18 protein-coding genes are annotated in these 18064 nt (G+C 42.6%); 15 read left to right on the top strand and 3 right to left on the bottom strand.

The window, feature by feature from the left end; translation table 11 throughout:
* Positions 1–83: 83 nt before the first annotated feature.
* From ybaK to HXT51_RS06235, 3 genes are all read right to left on the bottom strand, one after another.
* Positions 84–584: a Cys-tRNA(Pro) deacylase gene (gene ybaK / locus HXT51_RS06225; RefSeq protein WP_415691840.1), complete on the bottom strand. Its 501-nt coding sequence runs from the start codon at positions 582–584 to the stop codon at positions 84–86.
* Between the two features lie 174 nt (positions 585–758).
* Complete coding sequence (gene gap / locus HXT51_RS06230) at positions 759–1814, bottom strand: type I glyceraldehyde-3-phosphate dehydrogenase (RefSeq protein WP_415691841.1); 1056 nt, start codon at positions 1812–1814, stop codon at positions 759–761.
* A gap of 264 nt (positions 1815–2078) precedes the next feature.
* Complete coding sequence (locus HXT51_RS06235) at positions 2079–2873, bottom strand: thiamine diphosphokinase (RefSeq protein ID WP_421776447.1); 795 nt, start codon at positions 2871–2873, stop codon at positions 2079–2081.
* 401 nt (positions 2874–3274) lie between these two features.
* Here HXT51_RS06235 and infC point away from each other — a divergent pair, with 401 nt between their 5' ends.
* The 15 genes from infC (at position 3275) to HXT51_RS06310 (ending at position 18054) form a co-directional block, all read left to right on the top strand.
* Positions 3275–3985: a translation initiation factor IF-3 gene (gene infC, locus HXT51_RS06240; protein WP_103084831.1), complete on the top strand. Its 711-nt coding sequence runs from the start codon at positions 3275–3277 to the stop codon at positions 3983–3985.
* Positions 3966–4160 carry a 50S ribosomal protein L35 gene (gene rpmI / locus HXT51_RS06245; protein ID WP_103084763.1) on the top strand — a complete coding sequence of 65 codons (195 nt, stop codon included), beginning with the start codon at positions 3966–3968 and terminating at the stop codon, positions 4158–4160. Before infC ends, rpmI begins: the two co-directional genes overlap by 20 nt.
* Positions 4161–4220: 60 nt before the next feature.
* On the top strand, positions 4221–4604 hold the full coding sequence (gene rplT, locus HXT51_RS06250) for a 50S ribosomal protein L20 (RefSeq protein ID WP_103084764.1): 384 nt from the start codon (positions 4221–4223) through the stop codon (positions 4602–4604).
* A gap of 232 nt (positions 4605–4836) precedes the next feature.
* Positions 4837–5850: a site-specific tyrosine recombinase XerD gene (gene xerD, locus HXT51_RS06255; RefSeq protein ID WP_103084832.1), complete on the top strand. Its 1014-nt coding sequence runs from the start codon at positions 4837–4839 to the stop codon at positions 5848–5850.
* A 50-nt stretch (positions 5851–5900) separates the two neighbouring features.
* A complete protein-coding gene (locus tag HXT51_RS06260; protein ID WP_103084765.1) occupies positions 5901–6740 on the top strand; it encodes a ParA family protein in 840 nt (279 codons plus the stop codon).
* A 283-nt stretch (positions 6741–7023) separates the two neighbouring features.
* Positions 7024–8946, top strand: coding sequence for a translational GTPase TypA (gene typA, locus HXT51_RS06265; protein WP_421776448.1), 1923 nt, complete (start codon positions 7024–7026; stop codon positions 8944–8946).
* Between the two features lie 168 nt (positions 8947–9114).
* Complete coding sequence (locus HXT51_RS06270; protein WP_258004248.1) at positions 9115–9525, top strand: alcohol dehydrogenase; 411 nt, start codon at positions 9115–9117, stop codon at positions 9523–9525.
* 118 nt (positions 9526–9643) lie between these two features.
* Positions 9644–11164, top strand: a complete 1521-nt coding sequence (locus HXT51_RS06275) for a glycine--tRNA ligase (RefSeq protein ID WP_421776449.1) — start codon at positions 9644–9646, stop codon at positions 11162–11164.
* Between the two features lie 110 nt (positions 11165–11274).
* Positions 11275–12429, top strand: coding sequence for a tRNA dihydrouridine synthase DusB (gene dusB, locus HXT51_RS06280; protein ID WP_421776450.1), 1155 nt, complete (start codon positions 11275–11277; stop codon positions 12427–12429).
* A gap of 225 nt (positions 12430–12654) precedes the next feature.
* Positions 12655–13863 (top strand): cell division protein FtsZ, encoded by a 1209-nt coding sequence (gene ftsZ / locus HXT51_RS06285; protein ID WP_421776451.1) that lies wholly within the window; start codon positions 12655–12657, stop codon positions 13861–13863.
* Positions 13864–13887: 24 nt separating this feature from the next.
* Positions 13888–14355, top strand: coding sequence for a cell division protein SepF (locus HXT51_RS06290; RefSeq protein ID WP_103084770.1), 468 nt, complete (start codon positions 13888–13890; stop codon positions 14353–14355).
* Positions 14356–14537: 182 nt separating this feature from the next.
* Positions 14538–14837, top strand: a complete 300-nt coding sequence (locus HXT51_RS06295; protein WP_103084771.1) for a YggT family protein — start codon at positions 14538–14540, stop codon at positions 14835–14837.
* Positions 14838–15098: 261 nt separating this feature from the next.
* Positions 15099–16412, top strand: a complete 1314-nt coding sequence (locus tag HXT51_RS06300) for a DivIVA domain-containing protein (RefSeq protein WP_103084772.1) — start codon at positions 15099–15101, stop codon at positions 16410–16412.
* A 162-nt stretch (positions 16413–16574) separates the two neighbouring features.
* Entirely contained in the window at positions 16575–17069 is a 495-nt protein-coding gene (locus HXT51_RS06305; RefSeq protein WP_421776842.1) for a signal peptidase II, read from the top strand.
* Entirely contained in the window at positions 17062–18054 is a 993-nt protein-coding gene (locus HXT51_RS06310; protein WP_421776452.1) for an RluA family pseudouridine synthase, read from the top strand. The genes HXT51_RS06305 and HXT51_RS06310 overlap by 8 nt, the downstream gene beginning before the upstream one ends.
* Positions 18055–18064: the final 10 nt, after the last annotated feature.

Below are 18064 nucleotides of genomic sequence, written 5' to 3' on the forward strand. Positions count from 1 at the left end.
GGTAAATAAACGCCTATGTAATGTACTACTGAGTGCTAAGTGTCGTTTGATTGAACTATACGAGAGTAGAGCAATTTCGTAGATTATGCTGCTATGTCTGCAACAGTCGCATTCAATATGCTAACGATATCTTTAGGGCTAAGAACTACGTCAAGTCCGCGCTTTCCGCCTGAAACTAGTATTTCGTCAAACTTCATAACGCTGCTATCTAAAACTGTTTCATGATGCGTGCGCTGTCCGAACGGGGAAATTCCCCCAACTACATAGCCGCTTTCGCGCTGGGCAACTTCTGGACTTGTCATACTAGCTTTCTTTGCATGAACTGCGCTGGCGATTGATTTCATGCTAAGACGACCATTAACAGGAACAATTCCAATTACGCGCTTTTCTCCTGTGTCTACCATAAGAGTTTTGCATACTTGTTCTGCGCTTACACCGAGTTTTTCAGAAGCTTCTAAACCATATCCGTCTTCCATATGATCTGCATCATGCTCGTATTCGACTACTCGAAATGTCACGCCAGCTTTTTCTAATTGCGCGATTGCTGGGGTTGATTTTCCGGTTTCTGCATGCTTTTTGCTCATTTTGTTACCATGCCTTATATTTAACTGTCAAATTGTGTTACATGATATGGTATATCGACTAATGCATAACAAAACCCCTTGCGTCGCTTTACTAAGTCACACAAGGGGTTTTAATAGATTAAATATTCGCTCAAACAGCTATTGCTGATTGATACTTAGCGATACTCGGCGAAATTACTCGGAGATTTCTGCGAAGTAAAGCAAGGTGCGAATCATGTTAGCTGTGAAGCCATACTCGTTATCGTAGAAGGTAACGGTACGAGCCAAAGTTACGCCGTCAATAGTGTTGACATCGGTCTGAGTTGGATCGAAAACGCCACCGTGGGTGTCGCCGATGATGTCAGAAGATACGATGCTGTCAGCATTGTAACCGAAGTACTCGCAATTCTCGAAAGCCTTCTTGAATGCTTCGTTGATTTCTTCAGTAGTAGCTGGCTTCTCAAGAACGGTTGTCAACTCGGTAACAGATCCATCTGGAACCTGAATACGCTGTGCATGACCCTGGAGCTTGCCGTTAACTTCTGGAACAACCTTGCCGATTGCCTTAGCAGCACCGGTGGAGTGCTCGATTGTGTTGCAAGCTGCAGAACGGTTGTTGCGTGGCTTGGAACCGCGTGGGCCATCAAGAATCATCTGGGTGCCAGTGTAAGCGTGGATGGTGGTCATGAAGCCGGACTTAATGCCCCAGTTATCCTGCAAAAGCTTAACCATTGCAGCCATGGAGTTAGTGGTGCAAGAACCAGCGGACACAATGTTGTCGGTTGGCTTCAAGATTTCGTGGTTAACGCCGAACACAACTGTTGGAGTGGTTTCATCCTTAGCAGGAGCGGAGATGAGAACCTTCTTTGCGCCAGCATTCAAATGAGCCTGAGACTTCTCAGCAGAAGTGTAGAAGCCAGTGCACTCGAGTACGAACTCAACGCCATCATTCTTAACCCATGGAATGTTGTTTGCGTCTTTTTCAGCGTAGACCTTGTAAGTCTTGCCGTCTACGACAATCGCGTCTTCGGTGGAAGTCACCTCAACAGGAGTGCCGTCATCGTGACGGAACGTGCCATGAGTGCTGTCGTACTTCAACAAGTATGCAAGCATTGAAGGAGTGGTCAAATCATTGATGGCTGCGACTTCGATGTCACCTGCCTGACCGCCACGAGCCTGAAGCTCAAAAATGCGGCGGAATGCTAAACGACCGATACGACCAAAGCCGTTAATACCAATCTTGACTGTCATGTAATTCTCCCTTGAGTAAGACCTCTTAATGCGCGTAATTACACGAGTTTTCTCGCTATTTACAAGGCACGCCAAGGCCTTCGATATATTGAACTAACGTGTTCATTCTAAATGGCGGTATGTACTACACTTCTAGCTTTCTGTTATATAAATATTCTGTTTGAAAGCGAGAGAAAACTGGTTGCAACTACTTATTTTTGTGAGCGTTTTTGTGCAGTTTTTGATTAATTTATGTTCGATTTGCCGTTTTTCTAGTCAAATAAACTAGTTTTTGTTAATCGAATTAGCTGCAGCTGTAGTTGAATCAGTAGGATCTTCTTCGCTTTCAAGAGGAGTAGCTAGAGCTTCCGACACAGACGTGCTTATTGATCCTAAATCTCCACTTGGCCTCTTAAACCACTTTACTTGAGGCAAAGGTGCGTTAATTGGGAACGTAACAATAATCGTGCCTTCATGAACGTCGACATGAGCTGGAATGTCATTAAGTAACTCGTTGCTTAAACCTTGAACTGCGTCACCAAACATTTGTGCATGTTGAAGTTGATACTTTAAGCCAGTTTCATTAACGTCATACGAAACAGGAGTGTGAGAAAATACGGATAACATTCTTTCTTCAGAGCTACTAGAAGCAGGGAAGTCAAGAGAACCATTATGAATCGCCGTTACAATAGTTCCGTCTCCGTATAAGAATCCTATTCCTCCGCGAACAGCTAAACGAACCATCAATTGGATATTTGAAATAGTATGGTCAACTCTGCCGCCTAAACCTCCGAAAATATGGAATTCTCTAGCGCCTTTAGACCAGCCAACTTTAAGCGCAGAAAGTAAATCTGGATCATCTTTTTGTGAAGGTAAACGCGTAATAATTGCATCGTTTGGGAGCTTAAGTCTTACTGAATCAAAGTCTCCGATAAGAGCATCTACGTGTAATCCAAGTCTACAAGCGTGATCCCAGCCTCCATCTGCTGCAATTGTTAAAGCGCGGTCTGGTATTTGTTCGCGAGTGTGATCGTAGTAATCGCCTGCTGCTAATACTACGCAACGTTGTAAAGGTTCCATGCGTTCATAGTGTACAGCGTTTAATACGTAGCTCAAGCGTTGTTTTGCATTTTATTGTGACTTTTATGTTACATCCTTGTACAATTGTTAGTGTGTGCTAACAATATTACAGTATTTTTAATGTTTTAATCGTATATATTTCTGTATAAATTTTCTGTTATTTCTGTATATATAGATTTGTCTGGGCTATCTGTAAAATAGATATTCGGCTTGAGTAATCAAGAAAGTGGGATTCCCCACCTGGAAGCCGTAGCGGTTTCGGGTTCATGACTTCGGTCACATAGTGTTGCTATTTATGCATTTCACTATGAGTATATTGCATAAGATAAATGTGTTGTTATGCAATTGTGCGATTGAGTATGAATCTGCTATGACTCCTTGGTTTGCATCTCACTAGATTTATAAGGATTGGAGTCATCATTAGCGACGAACCACGCATTAACGATGAGATTCGCGTTCCCCAGGTACGTCTTATCGGTCCGAAAGGCGAGCAGGTTGGGGTTATTGCGACCTCAGTCGCGTTAAACCTGGCAAGGGAAGCAAATCTCGATCTCGTCGAGGTTGCACCTACCGCTAAGCCTCCTGTAGCCAAGCTTATTGACTACGGAAAGTACAAGTATAACGAGAAGATTAAGGCTCGTGAGGCGCGTCGAAATCAGACCACAGCTGAGATTAAGGAAATTCGTTTCCGTCTCAAGATTGATGATCATGATTTTGAAGTCAAGAAAAGCCATGTGCTTCGTTTCTTGAATGGCGGAGATAAGGTAAAGGTTACTATCATGCTGCGTGGCCGCGAACAATCTCGTCCGATTGGCGGCGTGGAACTGTTACGTAGGCTGGCAGATGAGGTTTCAGAAAGTGGAACCGTTGAGTTTGCACCAAAGCAAGAACTTCGTAATATTGTTATGACTCTTGCGCCTAAAGGCAAGAAGGTTCACACACAGTCCGAGCAGCGTCGTCGTGGCGCAGAGTCACGTGCTGAACGTCAAGCTCGTCAGGCCGCACGTCTTGCAGCTAAGCAGGAAATCCAAGCCCAGGCCGCGGCTGCAGTAAATTCCGCGCAATCCGATCAACATCACAAGGAGGGCAGCAATGCCGAAGATGAAAACTAATTCCGCAGCTTCCAAGCGCGTTCGCCTTACCGGCACCGGTAAAGTAATGCACGATGGTAGCGCAATGCGCCACAACTTGGAGCATAAGTCTGCTCGTAAGCGTCGTGCCTTGTCTGAAGATAAGGTTTTGGCTCCAGCACAGAGCAAGAAGCTCAAGGGCTTACTCGCTAAGTAAGCATTACTTATACAGCTTATAAAAAGACGCATAAAGAATTTTTAAGAAAGAGGAATACTTATGGCACGAGTAAAACGCGCAGTGAATGCTCACAAGAAGCGTCGCGTTGTTCTTGATAGGGCTTCTGGCTATCGCGGTCAGCGCTCCCGTCTTTATCGTAAGGCAAAGGAACAGCTGCTCCACTCATTTACTTATAACTTCCGTGACCGCAAGGCTCGTAAGGGTGACTTCCGCAAGTTGTGGATCCAGCGCATTAATGCTGCTGTCCGCGCTGAAGGCATCACTTACAATCGCTTCATCCAGGGCTTGCGTTTAGCAGGTATCGAATTGGATCGTCGTGCTCTCGCTGAGCTTGCTGTTTCCGATATCGAAGCTTTCAAGGCTGTTGTCGATGCTGCTAAAGCTGCTTTGCCAGCCGATGTGAATGCACCTGTTGAAGCTTGATTTGATTTTTCTCGTTTAATAATGAGCATGCAATAGTAATTATTTAATATTAATTATGTTAATTGTTGCGTGCTCATGAATTTTCGAGTATAATAAATCTAAGATTTCTTCTCCTTTTAGCTCGTCATTTTTTATGGCGGGCTTTTTATTTTGTCCTATAGTCCGGAATAACACTTGTTTGGGGGAGTAATCCTATAATTAATCTATGAATTCGGATCCTGAGTCTTACGATATGAGTAGTTCTTACGATAAGTCTTTTAATCAGTCTTACGATAACTCTTGTGATACAAGTAGTTCTTACGATGCAAGTAAGTCTTGTACTAAGTCTTACGAAAATTTCGCGCCTTTAATTCAACGTTTTATTGCGCATATTGATATTGAGCGTGGTCTTTCCGCAAGAACCGTGTCAGCATATAAGTCTGATTTAAATAATTATGTTTTATGGCTTAGTAAGAATCGCAATATTCGTAGTATTTCAGATATTTCATATAAAGATATTGACGCTTATATTAGTGAATCCCGTGATTGCGGACTTGGAGCGCGAACAGTTGCTCGCAGATTAGCAAGTATCCATGAGTGGCATCGTTTTATGCTTGCTCATGGAGATGTAACTAGTGATGTTTCTTCATCTATAAAAGCTCCTAAGCAGCCAGAACATTTGCCAGATGTTCTTAGCATCGATGAGGTGAACAAAGTTATTGAAGCGGCTGGAAATTTTGGTTCAGATGATGAAATTTCTTTAAGAGATAGCGCATTACTAGAGTTTTTATATGCAACAGGAGCGCGTATTTCTGAAGCTGTTAGTGTAAAATTTGAGGATTTTGATTTAGAGGAGTCAGTAGTAAAACTTACTGGCAAAGGTTCTAAACAACGTTTAGTTCCTCTTGGAGGTTGTGCTATCAGAGCGTTGAAAAAATATCTTCAACATGCTCGTCCAATATTATCTTCTCGAGGTAAGCGAGAGTTGCCGTTTATATTTTTAAATAAACGAGGGAATGCATTATCTAGGCAATCCGCTTGGGCAGTTATAGCGGAAGCGGGCAAAAAAGCTGGTGTTTCGCAATCTTTACATCCGCACACTTTAAGACATTCTTTTGCTACGCATCTTATAGCTGGAGGAGCGGATGTTCGTACTGTTCAGGAAATTTTGGGGCATGCATCTGTTACTACTACGCAAATTTACACACATATTAGTCCAGACGCTTTAATTGAAGCTTATGTAATGTCTCATCCAAGAGCGAAATAATTTTCTGTGTACAGAGTTTCGTGAGCATACCTATTGATAGCATTGGAGACATGCCTACTGATTTACTTGGACGTGAATATGAAACTTTTTGTGCGCCGGAACCATTGAATTCTCATGGACCTGCGCGTGTTATTGCTATGTGCAATCAAAAAGGTGGTGTTGGTAAGACAACAAGCTCTATCAATATCGCTGGTGCATTAAGTCAGTATGGTCGTAAAGTTTTAATAGTTGATTTTGATCCTCAAGGTGCTGCAACTGTTGGACTTGGTATTAACGCTAATGCTCTTGACAATACTGTTTACACAGCGCTTTTTGACTCGTCAGTTGATGTTCATGATGTAATTCGTCATACTGCAACTGAAAATATAGATGTAATGCCTGCCAATATTGACCTTTCTGCTGCGGAAGTGCAATTGGTTACTGAAGTCGGTCGTGAGCAAATTTTAGCTGGTGTTTTGCATAAGATTCGTAATGAATATGATGTGATTATTATTGATTGCCAGCCTTCACTAGGTTTGCTGACAGTTAATGCTCTTACTGCTGCGGACGGCGTGATTATTCCTGTTGCTGCTGAATTCTTTGCGCTTCGTGGTGTTGCTTTGCTTATGCAATCAATTGAAAAAGTCCAATCGCGCATTAATCCAAACTTGGAAGTTTTTGGCGTGCTTGTGACAATGTATACTCGCACTCTCCACAGTGAAGAAGTATTGCAACGCATTTATGAAGCTTTCCAAGGTCGTGTTCTTCACTCTGTGATTTCTCGTTCTATTAAGCTTCCTGATTCAACTGTTGCTGCTGTGCCAATCACGATTTTTGCTCCTGAGCATAAAACAGCTAAGGAATATCGCGAAGTTGCTAGAGAGCTTATATCTAAGGGCGTCGTGGCTTAGTTTGTGTCTTAGTCTGTAATTTAGTTTGTGGCTTAGTTTTTTAGTTTAGTTTTTCTAATAATAGTAGAAAATTGCATGCGATTTGTGAGCAATTTATTTTAAAAATACTTATTAGATTTATTAGATTATTAGCGTGTATATAACTGTCTTTAACATCGAGTAAAATCGGTGCGGTTTGGCACAATGTCAAGTTTTATGCAATTTATAGTCGTAATAATAGTATTTGCATGCTTATTTAGGAAATGTAAAACGCTTAATACGCGAAGAATGGAAGAGGTTTGTGATGACTGTTCGCGGTGATATTCGAAATGTGGCAATTGTGGCGCACGTCGACCACGGTAAGACCACTCTGGTAAACGCTATGCTTCAGCAGTCGCACGTATTTTCTGAGCGTGAAGAAGTTCCAGATCGCGTTATGGATTCCAACGATTTGGAACGCGAAAAGGGCATTACTATTCTTGCTAAGAACACTGCTGTGCAATACACTGGCCCATTGGCTGAAAAGTATGGTCATCCAGAAGGTATCACTATTAACGTGATTGATACTCCAGGGCACGCTGATTTCGGCGGAGAAGTTGAGCGCGGTATTTCTATGGTTGACGGCGTTGTTTTGTTGGTCGATGCTTCTGAAGGCCCTCTTCCACAAACTCGTTTCGTGCTTCGTAAAGCTTTGGAATCTAAGCTTCCTGTGATTTTGTGCGTAAACAAAGTCGATCGTCCAGACGCTCGTATTGAAGAAGTTGTTGGTGAGTCAACAGATTTGCTTCTTGGCTTAGCTCAGGACGTTGTTGAGGAAGGTATTGACCTCGATCTCGACGCTTTGCTTGATTTGCCAGTGATTTATTGCGCTGCTAAAGCTGGATACGCTTCTGTTAATAGGCCTGCAAATGGTGCTCTTCCAGATAACGATAATTTGGAGCCACTTTTTGACTCTATTATTTCCAACATTCCAGCTCCTGAATACGATGAAGGCGCTCCTCTTCAGGCTCATGTTGCAAACATTGATTCCTCTGACTTCTTGGGCCGTCTTGGTTTAGTGCGAATTTACAACGGTACTTTGGAAAAGGGTAAGACTTACGGTCTTTCTCGTGTTGACGGATCTATTGAAAACTTCCGCGTTTCTGAGCTTCTTCGCACTCAAGGTTTGGAGCGCACTCCTGTAGCTTCTGCAGGTCCTGGTGACATTGTGGCTGTTGCTGGCGTGAACGATATTATGATTGGCGAAACGATTGTTGACCAGAATGATCCAAAGCCACTTCCATTAATTCACGTTGACGATCCTGCAATTTCCATGACTTTCGGCGTAAACGATTCTCCTCTTGCTGGAACTGAAGGCAAGGATCATAAGCTTACTGCTCGTATGATTAAGGATCGTTTGGATCGCGAGCTTATTGGTAACGTGTCCATTAAGGTTCTTCCAACTGATCGCCCAGATACTTGGGAAGTTCAGGGTCGTGGCGAGCTTGCTTTGGCTGTTTTGGCTGAGCAAATGCGTCGCGAAGGCTACGAGCTTACTGTTGGTCGTCCTCAGGTTGTTACTAAGACTATTGATGGTCAGATTAACGAACCTATGGAAAGCACTACGATTGACGTTCCAGAAGAGTACATGGGTACTGTCACTCAGCTTATGGCTGATCGTAAAGGTCGCATGGATTCTATGAGCAACCACGGTTCCGGTTGGGTTCGTTTGCAATTTACTGTTCCTTCTCGTGGTCTTATTGGTTTCCGCACAGCTTTGCTTTCTGCTACTCGCGGAACTGGTATCGCAAGCTCTATTTCTGCCGGATATGCTCCATGGGCTGGTCAGATTGTAACTCGTCAAAACGGTTCTATGGTTTGCGATCGTAAGGGTGTTGCAACTCCTTACGCTATGCAGCGTTTGCAAGCTCGCGGTATCTTCTTCGTTGATCCGCAAAGTCCAGTTTACGAAGGTCAAATCGTTGGTATTAACAACAAGCCAGATGAGTTGGATGTGAATATTACGCTTGCTAAGCATATGACTAACATGCGTTCTTCAACCGCTGATGTGCTTGAAACTTTGACTCCACCAATCAAGATGAGCTTGGAAGAGTCTCTTGACTTCGCTAACGAAGACGAGTGCGTGGAAGTTACGCCAGAATCTATTCGCGTGCGCAAGATTATTTTGAGCCGCGACGAATGGTATAAGTGGCGTGCTAAGCAGCGTCGTCAAAACAATGCTGCGTGACGCGTTTTAAATAAATTTTCTAAGTTACGCGTAATTTATGTATGTTAAATGTGCATAAGTTACGCGTAGCTTATTTTTCATGATTGTTTTATAATTTATAGATATTTTATAGGGAATTTATAGAAATTTTGTATACTCTTTTATAACTTTTATTTTGTGAGGCGTATTATGAAAGAAAAACCGTGGTCGCATAATCTTCCAGTGTGGGGCAGGTATGTGGTTACGTTTGTTTCGGCTATTTTATGCGGATTAATCGGCACTTTTGCTCATAGAGTTGGTGCTGCTAGCAATATGCCAATTGGATTAGTTGTAGCATTTCTTTTAATTCTTATTTCTACTTGGTGCGCGCGTTCTAGAACTGGCATACTTGGATTGTTGTTGCACGTTATATGCTCAAGCGCTGTTGTCTGGATTATGGCTTTGAGAATTATTGGCAATGATGTGCTTGTTCCTGTTGGATTTTATGCGCAGCTTCCATGGCTTTCTCAAAACGCTGGACGAATATGGATTTATGGTGTTGTTGTTCTTCCGCTTCTTATGATTTTCTTACCATCTAAATTCTTTTCTATGCATAACTAACAGCAGAGCGCGTTTGCAAATAAGTGTAGTTTTATTTATATTCGTCTAGCGTCACAGGGTTTTTCTATAATAAGCAACGTTTTTAAACAAATTCTTAAAGATCATGAAAAGGTGTATTGTGGCTGTTTCAAAGCTTGATGAAGTCGTGTCCTTGGCTAAGCGTCGAGGTTTTGTGTTCCCGGCCGGCGAAATTTACGGTGGCACGCGCTCTGCGTGGGATTACGGTCCGTTGGGCGTTGCGTTGAAGGATAATATCAAGCGCGAATGGTGGCGTTACATGGTTACCACGCGTGGAGATGTTGTTGGCGTGGATACTTCCGTTATTTTGCCTTCGCAAGTATGGGTTGCTTCCGGTCACGTTTCCGTGTTTAACGATCCTTTGATTGAGTGCTTGAATTGCCATAAGCGTCATCGTGCAGATAAGTTGGAAGAATCTTATGCTGAAAAGCACGGCGACAAAATGCCAGAAAATGGCTTAAAAGATATTGTTTGCCCAGATTGCGGTACTCGTGGAAACTGGACTGAGCCGCGCGACTTCAATATGATGCTTCGCACTCATTTAGGACCGGTTGAAGACGAAAACAGCTTGCATTATTTGCGTCCAGAAACAGCTCAGGGCATTTTCGTGGACTTTAAGAACGTTATGACTTCTACTCGTCAAAAGCCACCTTTCGGTATTGCAAATATTGGTAAGTCTTTCCGTAACGAAATTACGCCTGGAAACTTCATCTTCCGCACTCGCGAATTTGAGCAGATGGAAATGGAGTTCTTCGTAGAGCCTGGAACCGACGAATCTTGGCATCAGTATTGGATTGATACTCGCGTGCGTTGGTATGTGGATTTGGGTGTTAAGCCAGAAAACTTGCGTATGTATGAGCATCCTAAGGAAAAGCTCAGCCATTATTCCAAGCGAACCGTCGATATTGAATACAAATTCGGCTTCCAAGGTTCGGATTGGGGAGAGCTTGAAGGTATTGCAAACCGTACCGATTACGATTTGTCTGCTCACTCTAAGCATTCCGGCGAGGATCTGAGCTACTTTAATCAGGCTACTGGCGAAAAGTATGTTCCTTACGTTATTGAGCCTGCTGCTGGCCTTACGCGCTCGCTTATGGCATTCTTGGTTGATGCGTACGACGTTGACGAAGCTCCAAATACTAAGGGCGGAGTTGACAAGCGCACTGTTCTTCGACTTGACCCTCGTTTGGCTCCTGTTAAAGCTGCAGTTTTGCCTTTGAGCAAGAAGCCAGAATTGCAAGCCGTTGCTCAAGATTTGGCTGCAGATTTGCGCCAGCATGATTGGGTTATTGATTACGATGAAGCTGGTGCTATTGGTCGCCGCTACCGTCGTGAAGATGAGATTGGTACTCCTTTGTGCGTAACAGTTGATTTCGATACTTTGGAAGATCATGCTGTTACAATCCGCGAGCGCGACACTATGCAGCAGGAGCGCGTTTCTTTGGATAAGGTTGCAGATTACATTGCTAGCCGCATTAACGAAAAGCGCGTTAAGTATCCGCAAGGTCCTGTTGAAATCGTTGGTACTCGCGCTGCTGATGGTGCTGTGGATATCGCTAAAGAAGCAGGCGAAGACGAGTCTAAGCCTGTGCAAATCGCGACTGCTGGCGGATTGTACTAATACGCGCTTTATCGATTAAAGATATCTTGAGTATCTCTTGAGTATCTCTTGAGTATCGCTTAAGCATTAGCAAGCAAAATTATTATTAAAGTGAACGGAGTTAAAGCAATATGAATTTTTCTATAAAACCAGTGGATTTAGGGAAAGTTCATATTGCAACTCCTGTTGTTTTGTCTCCGATGGCCGGAATCACTAACTGGCCTTTTCGAGTAATCTGCCGCGAATATGGTCCTGACGGGCTTTACGTAGCAGAAATGATCACATCTCGTGCATTAGTTGCAAGAAATCCAAAAGCATTGCGTTTATGCCGTTTTGCGCCTAGTGAAAAAGTGCGCTCCTTGCAACTTTATGGTGTAAATCCTTCTATTGTAGAGCAAGCAGCTCGAATTGTTGTTGACGAAAACATGGCTGATCACGTTGACTTAAACTTCGGCTGCCCAGTTCCAAAAGTTACAAGGCGCGGCGGCGGTTCTGCTCTTCCTTGGAAAACAGATTTGTTGCAAGAAATTTTGCATCGCGTTGTTTCTGTTTGTGATCCAGCAGGAATCCCTGTTACAGCTAAATTCCGTGTTGGTATTGACGAAAGTCATGAAACTTTTATTCAAGCTGGTCATATTGCGCAAGAAGAAGGATGCGCTGCTGTAACTTTACACGCTCGCACAACTGCAGAATATTACGGTGGTCATTCAGATTGGCAGCGTATTGGGGAGCTTGTAGAGGCGCTGAATATTCCCGTTTTTGGCAATGGTGATATTTGGGGTGCGGAAGATGCGCTCGCAATGTTTAAAGAAACTGGTTGCGCTGGTGTTGCTATCGGTCGAGGATGCCAAGGTCGCCCGTGGTTGTTTGCTGATATTCGCAATGCTTGCGAAGGTAGCGATAATCGTGTGAATCCTACTTTGGCAGAAGTTGGTTCCGTTATTTTGCGTCACTTGAGACTTTTAGTTGAGTTTTATGATGGTGACGAGCGTATGGCTGTTCATGATTTGCGTAAGCATGTTGCTTGGTATTTAAAGGGTTTCCCTGTTGGTGGCGGTACTCGTAAAGCGTTTATGGAATGCGAGTCAATTGATGACGTGCAACGAAATATTGATGCTTTGGACGGGTCTTTAAGATTGCCTGAGCGTATTTTAGACACGCCGCGAGGTAGAGTCCGTTTCGCAAAGAAAGTTCACTTGCCTTATGGCTGGTTGTATTCGCGTAAAACGTCTCACGAAGAACGTGAAGCGCTTTTTGGCGATGATCCTATGGATGCTAGTTATTAAGTTTTAGTAGTGTTTTCTAGGGTTTTATTCATAGTTTAAACGACTCTAAACTTTTGTTTATTTATATAAACTTTTATTAAGAAAAACACGATAATAATTTGCGTATAGTCAGGTGTATTATCGTACCAGACGATTTTTTTAAGTTTTTATTAGTAAAAAGTCGCCATTATCGAGCGTTTTGCGCTAAAGTATTGCGTAAACGTGCTTGAGTGACAGGAGACAACGGTGAGCGAGATTGCCCAGACTGACAATTTCAACGACAAAACCATCATTAAGGTAGTCGGCGTCGGTGGTGGCGGCGGTAATGCCGTCAACCGAATGATCACCGAGGGCTTACAGAATGTAGAGTTTGTAGCTATAAATACAGATGCTAAAGATTTGATGCGCTCGGATGCTGACGTAAAGATTTCATTATCAGATGCTTCTAGTAGAGGACTTGGAGCTGGAGCTGACCCTGAAAAGGGTGCTAAGGCTGCTCAAGATCATCAATCAGATATCGAAGAGGCATTAAAGGGTGCTGATATGGTGTTCGTCACCTGCGGCGAAGGCGGCGGTACAGGTACTGGTGCTGGCCCTCTCGTGGCTCGTGCAGCACATCAACAAGGTGCATTAACCATTGCTGTTGTAACTCGTCCATTCAGCTTTGAAGGTCCTCAGCGTGCTGCTTCTGCAAATCTTGGTATTGAAAATCTTCGTAAAGAAGTAGATGCTTTGATTGTTATTCCTAACGATCGTTTGTTGGAAGTATCTGATCGCGCTATTGGAATCATCGACGCTTTCAAGTTAGCTGATACAGCTTTACTTTCCGGTGTACGCGGAATTACGGATATTATTTCTACCAATTCGTATATTCACGTTGATTTTTCTGATGTTACGGCTATCTTGCGTGGTGCTGGTACTGCTTTGTTCGGTATTGGTGCTGCTAAGGGTGAAGATCGCGCAACACAGGCTGCTGAAATTGCTATTAGTTCTCCATTGCTTGAAGAAAGCATTGAAGGTGCACATGGTGCTTTGATTAATATTGCTGGTCCATGTGATTTGAAACTTCAAGAAGCTTCAGCTGCAACTGAACTTGTACGTAAGGCTATTCATCCAGAAGCCCAGATTATTTGGGGTCTTTCATTGGATGATGCTTATGGCGATGAAGTGCGCGTAACTGTTATTGCTGCAGGATTTGACGCTCATTCTAAGAAGGATGATGCTGGTTTATCTGGTAAGTTTGTAGATATGCAAGCTGGTGTTGAGCATGTTGCTCCAGCTCAGTCAACATCTAAAACTCGTACACAGTCTGAACCAAAACCTGCTGCACCAACTGCAACAAGCACTCCTTCTATGTTTGAAGAGCCTGCTGCGCGTCAATATGAGTCGCCTGCTCCTTCAGTACAACCTGTTGAGGAACCAGACGAGTTGGATATTCCTGATTTCTTGCGCTGAAAGTGAATTGAGGAGGGTTGTTCAATGGCTGGATTAGTAAATCGCGTAATGTCGTACATGGGTATGTCAGATGTACAAGATGACGATGCGATTGAATCTAATGAGCAAGATAGGTCGTTTGATAGCGATTATTCTGTAGCTCCTGGTATTCAGCGTGATGATGCTTCTCGTAGCAGGGATTTTTCTTCTCCTAGAGTCGGTAGCGCAAATCGTATGAGCAGGATTACTACGATTCATCCGAAGTCATATGACGATGCTCAAATGGTTGGTCGCGCATTGCGAGATGGCACTCCTGTTGTTTTAAATCTAACTGGGGTTTCTGAAGCTGTTGCGTATCGTATTGTTGATTTTTCTGCTGGCGTAGTCTTTGGTGTTGGTGGTTCGATTGAGCGAGTAACACCTAGAGTATTCTTGCTAAGCCCAGCTCAAGTAAATATTAAGGTTGAAAGCACTCCGAAGAGTAATTCTGCCAGAGATTTATTTGCTGACTAGTTTATTTATTGACTAGGCTATTGAAGAATTGCGTTAATTACGTGAAGATTTGATTGCACAATTTAATATTGATTTTATAAAAGGCAATGTTTTTATATGAATTCATTGCCTTTTTATTTTAAGTATTGCTTTTATGTATATAATTAAAGACCGCGAATAGTGATGGAGTTTATTTAGACAGTATGATTAAAATTTTGTTGTTCTTTGTGATACTTGCGTTATCTTTGCTTATTGACGCCTATATGACAATACTTTTCTTGCGAGTTATTGCTGATTGGGCACATGTGTTTTTCCCATCTTTCAGGCCTAATGGCGTGTTAAGAATTATTATCCGCGTTATTTATAAGCTGACTGAACCGCCATTAAAATTCTTACGGCGCTATATTCCGCCTATGAATATGGGGCGCATAAGTTTTGATACAGCGTTTATTGTTTTGTATTTTGGACTTATGCTAATTAGAAATATTATTCATTTGATTTAATTAGCAAATTATTATTTTGGCTACATTCATAAAAGTTGACAGCGAAAGTTGACAGCGAGAGTAGCAGCGAGAGTTGGCAGCGAAAGCAGATATTGAAAGCAAATCGTGAAAGTAGATACTAAAAGTAGGCAGTAAAAATAAATAATATTATTAATTTTATTTTTTATACTCGTGTTTTGCTGTAATTGGTTACTCAACGTGATAGCATCAAATAGATATATATCTTGGAGCATAGTCCCCAAAAGTGAGGTGTAATGCATTATGACTCTTTTAACGCCTAAAGATATCCGAGAGCATACTTTCCAGATTGTTCGTTTTAAAGGTGGTTATGACGTCGACGAGGTTGACGACTTTTTGGATCAAGTCACCGAAACAATCGAAGCTCTTGGTCAGCAAGCTGTTCAAGGACTTGGGGCTTCAACTCAGTCTTTGGGACAGGATGTTGCAGGATTAAATAAGAAGATTGCTGAGCTTACTTCTAAGGTTGAATCTTTAACCAAGGAAAATGAATCTTTGCGTGCAGCTTCTAAAGAAGGCTCCGATAAGGAAGATGTTGTTTCTGCAAAGCTTACTGAAGCAGAAGAAAGCAACCGCGCTTTGTCTGCGCAGAATCAGCAACTTAAGGAGCAACTTGACGCTATGAGCAATCAAATTGATCAGCTTACAGCACAAGCAGCTAAGTCTGATAATGACGATAAGGCAGCTGCGAAGGAACTTGAAACTGTTAAGCGTGAGCGTGATGACTTCCGTGCAAGCAGTGAGAATTTGGGTCGAGAACTTGACAATATTCGTCAGCAGCTTGTTGTTACACAGCAAGAAAATGCTAAGTTCCAAGATTTAGCTCGCCAACTTGAAGAATCTCGTCAGCGCGAGGAACAGTTGCGTAAGCAAGTTTCTAAGCTCGAACCAAATACTGAAACCGGTAGCTTGCAGAAGATTGCTGGCGCTGGTGCTGAAGTTTCAGGATCTGAGCCTGAACGCGCTACTGCAATGTTGACTCTTGCTATGCAACTTCATGATCAATATGTTGATAAGGGCAAGGCTAAGGCTCAGCAGATTGTTGAAGAAAGCCAAGCTCGTTATAACGAAGTTATTGCAAAGGCTGATGATTACTCTAATCGCACACGTTCTGAAGCAGATACATACAGCAAGCAGACTCGTGGTGATTCAGATGATTACTCTGCACGTACTCGTTCTGACGCCGATGCTTATGCCGCTCGTGCGCATAATGAAGCTGATGCTTATTCAGGCAAGGTTCGTCAAGCTGCAGATGATTACGCTAAGCAAGTTCATGAGCAAGCTGATCAGTATGAAGCTGAAGTTCAGCATCGTGCTGCCGACTATGACGCTAATACTCGCACTAAGGCCGATGCTTATGCTCGCCAGGTACGTGAGAATCTTGAGAAGCAAACTAAAGTTATCGAAGGTAATATTCAGAGCCTTAAGCAGTTCGAAACTGAATATCGTGCTCGCTTGACTGATTTCCTTGGACAGCTTGTTGCTCAAGTTTCCGATGCAAATACTTATGACTCATTAGGTCAGAAGCAAGCTTCCACTGAAGATAAGAAGGAGTAGTTTTCTGCACAAGCGCGTAATTTTAGATTAATTGTTAAATTAGTTTTAGATTAATTTTTAGGTTAATTTTCAGACTAGTTTTAGATTAATTTTAAGTGTTTGCGCGCTAGAGCCGATACTATTTCGCTATTACAGATCGGATAAAAATTGACGCATAGAGATGTGCGTGTGAAACGGCTGCGTACTCGCGCAGCCGTTTTTGCACTGATTGTTTTTGTTGGCGTTGTGCTAGATCGCATAACGAAAATTTGGGCTTTGTCAGCGCTTAGCAGTGGGAAAAATATTGAAGTTTTCCCACACTTGCTTTCTTTAACTCTTGTACGAAATCCTGGAGCATCATTTGGCTTAGGTTCTTCTTTTACATGGGTTATTAGCGTATTAGCTTGTGCTGCTTGTGGTGCCATGATAGCGGCTATTAAGCACACAAAATCTTTGTATTGGACTATTGCGTTTGCTCTAGCGTTTGCTGGAGCTTTTGGAAATCTCATTGATAGAGCGCAATATGCTCAAGGTTTTTTGAATGGCAAAGTCGTAGATTTTATAAACTACGGTTGGTCTGTTGGAAATGTTGCAGATATTGAGCTTATGTTTGCAGGAATCGCAGTTGTATGCCTTATTTTGATTGGGATTCCTCTTTTAGAGCGTGCCGATGAGTGATATTTGCTTTAAAGTTACTAGCCAATTTTCCGGCTGCAGATTTGACGTTTGCTTATCAAAGCTAATGGGAGTTTCGCGTGCAAATGCGATATCTCTTATTGAGCGTAACCAAGCAAAAATCTTAGGTAGAAAATCGCAAAAATCCTCCATTTTGCAAGATGGAGATACGATTGTTGTTGATCAAAAAGAAAGCGCAGATCAAAAAGAAAGTGCGAATCAAAAAGGAACGGAAGAAGAAAAAGTAACAGCACAACAAAAAGAAGAGCAAAATAGTAAATCTGCTATACGTGACATTCCAATAATTTATAACGATGACGATGTTGTTGTTGTAGATAAGCCTGTTGGAGTTGCATCTCACGAAGCAAAAGGATGGAGCGGGCCGACAGTCCCAGAATGCATAGAAGCTGCTGGAATAGATATAAAAACAACCGTTTGCGATGAATCACGCAAAGGAATCGTAAGCAGATTAGACGTTGGAACAAGCGGATTAATGCTGGTTTGTAAAACAGATTTTGCTTATGAAGTAATGAAAAAGCAGTTTGCAAATCATAGCGTTAAAAAAACATATCATGCGCTTGTTCAAGGAGATTTAGCGCAAAATAAAGCAACTATTGAGGCTCCTATAGGGCGCGCAAAAGTATCTGATTTTCGTTTTACTATTACTTCTGATGGAAAGCCTGCTGTAACTCACTGGGATGTGCTTGAACGTTTTGGAAGAGCTACTCTCGCTAGTATTAATTTGGAAACCGGCCGCACGCATCAAATACGAGTGCATTTTTCTTCTATAGGCCATCCTTTGGTAGGGGATTCAATGTATGGCGCGAATCCAGTTTTTGCTCAGGAACTTGGGTTGCAACGTCAATGGTTGCATTCTATGGAACTTACTTTTACGCATCCTACTACCGGTAAAATTATTACGTTAAAGTCGCAGTATCCTTCAGATTTGCAACACGCTTTAGAAGCCATGCGAGCGTTATCAAAATAGCATTTTTGAT

Source organism: Gardnerella sp. KA00255 (assembly GCF_049244095.1).
Lineage (GTDB): Bacteria > Actinomycetota > Actinomycetes > Actinomycetales > Bifidobacteriaceae > Bifidobacterium > Bifidobacterium vaginale_F.

Bases quoted from the DNA above. Each gene is read 5' to 3' on its own strand.
- ybaK (WP_415691840.1), bottom strand. From the start codon at position 584: ATGAGCAAAAAGCATGCAGAAACCGGAAAATCAACCCCAGCAATCGCG.
- gap (WP_415691841.1), bottom strand. From the start codon at position 1,814: ATGACAGTCAAGATTGGTATTAACGGCTTTGGTCGTATCGGTCGTTTA.
- HXT51_RS06235 (WP_421776447.1), bottom strand. From the start codon at position 2,873: ATGGAACCTTTACAACGTTGCGTAGTATTAGCAGCAGGCGATTACTAC.
- rpmI (WP_103084763.1), top strand. From the start codon at position 3,966: ATGCCGAAGATGAAAACTAATTCCGCAGCTTCCAAGCGCGTTCGCCTT.
- rplT (WP_103084764.1), top strand. From the start codon at position 4,221: ATGGCACGAGTAAAACGCGCAGTGAATGCTCACAAGAAGCGTCGCGTT.
- xerD (WP_103084832.1), top strand. From the start codon at position 4,837: ATGAGTAGTTCTTACGATAAGTCTTTTAATCAGTCTTACGATAACTCT.
- HXT51_RS06260 (WP_103084765.1), top strand. From the start codon at position 5,901: ATGCCTACTGATTTACTTGGACGTGAATATGAAACTTTTTGTGCGCCG.
- typA (WP_421776448.1), top strand. From the start codon at position 7,024: ATGACTGTTCGCGGTGATATTCGAAATGTGGCAATTGTGGCGCACGTC.
- HXT51_RS06270 (WP_258004248.1), top strand. From the start codon at position 9,115: ATGAAAGAAAAACCGTGGTCGCATAATCTTCCAGTGTGGGGCAGGTAT.
- dusB (WP_421776450.1), top strand. From the start codon at position 11,275: ATGAATTTTTCTATAAAACCAGTGGATTTAGGGAAAGTTCATATTGCA.
- HXT51_RS06290 (WP_103084770.1), top strand. From the start codon at position 13,888: ATGGCTGGATTAGTAAATCGCGTAATGTCGTACATGGGTATGTCAGAT.
- HXT51_RS06295 (WP_103084771.1), top strand. From the start codon at position 14,538: ATGATTAAAATTTTGTTGTTCTTTGTGATACTTGCGTTATCTTTGCTT.
- HXT51_RS06300 (WP_103084772.1), top strand. From the start codon at position 15,099: ATGACTCTTTTAACGCCTAAAGATATCCGAGAGCATACTTTCCAGATT.
- HXT51_RS06310 (WP_421776452.1), top strand. From the start codon at position 17,062: ATGAGTGATATTTGCTTTAAAGTTACTAGCCAATTTTCCGGCTGCAGA.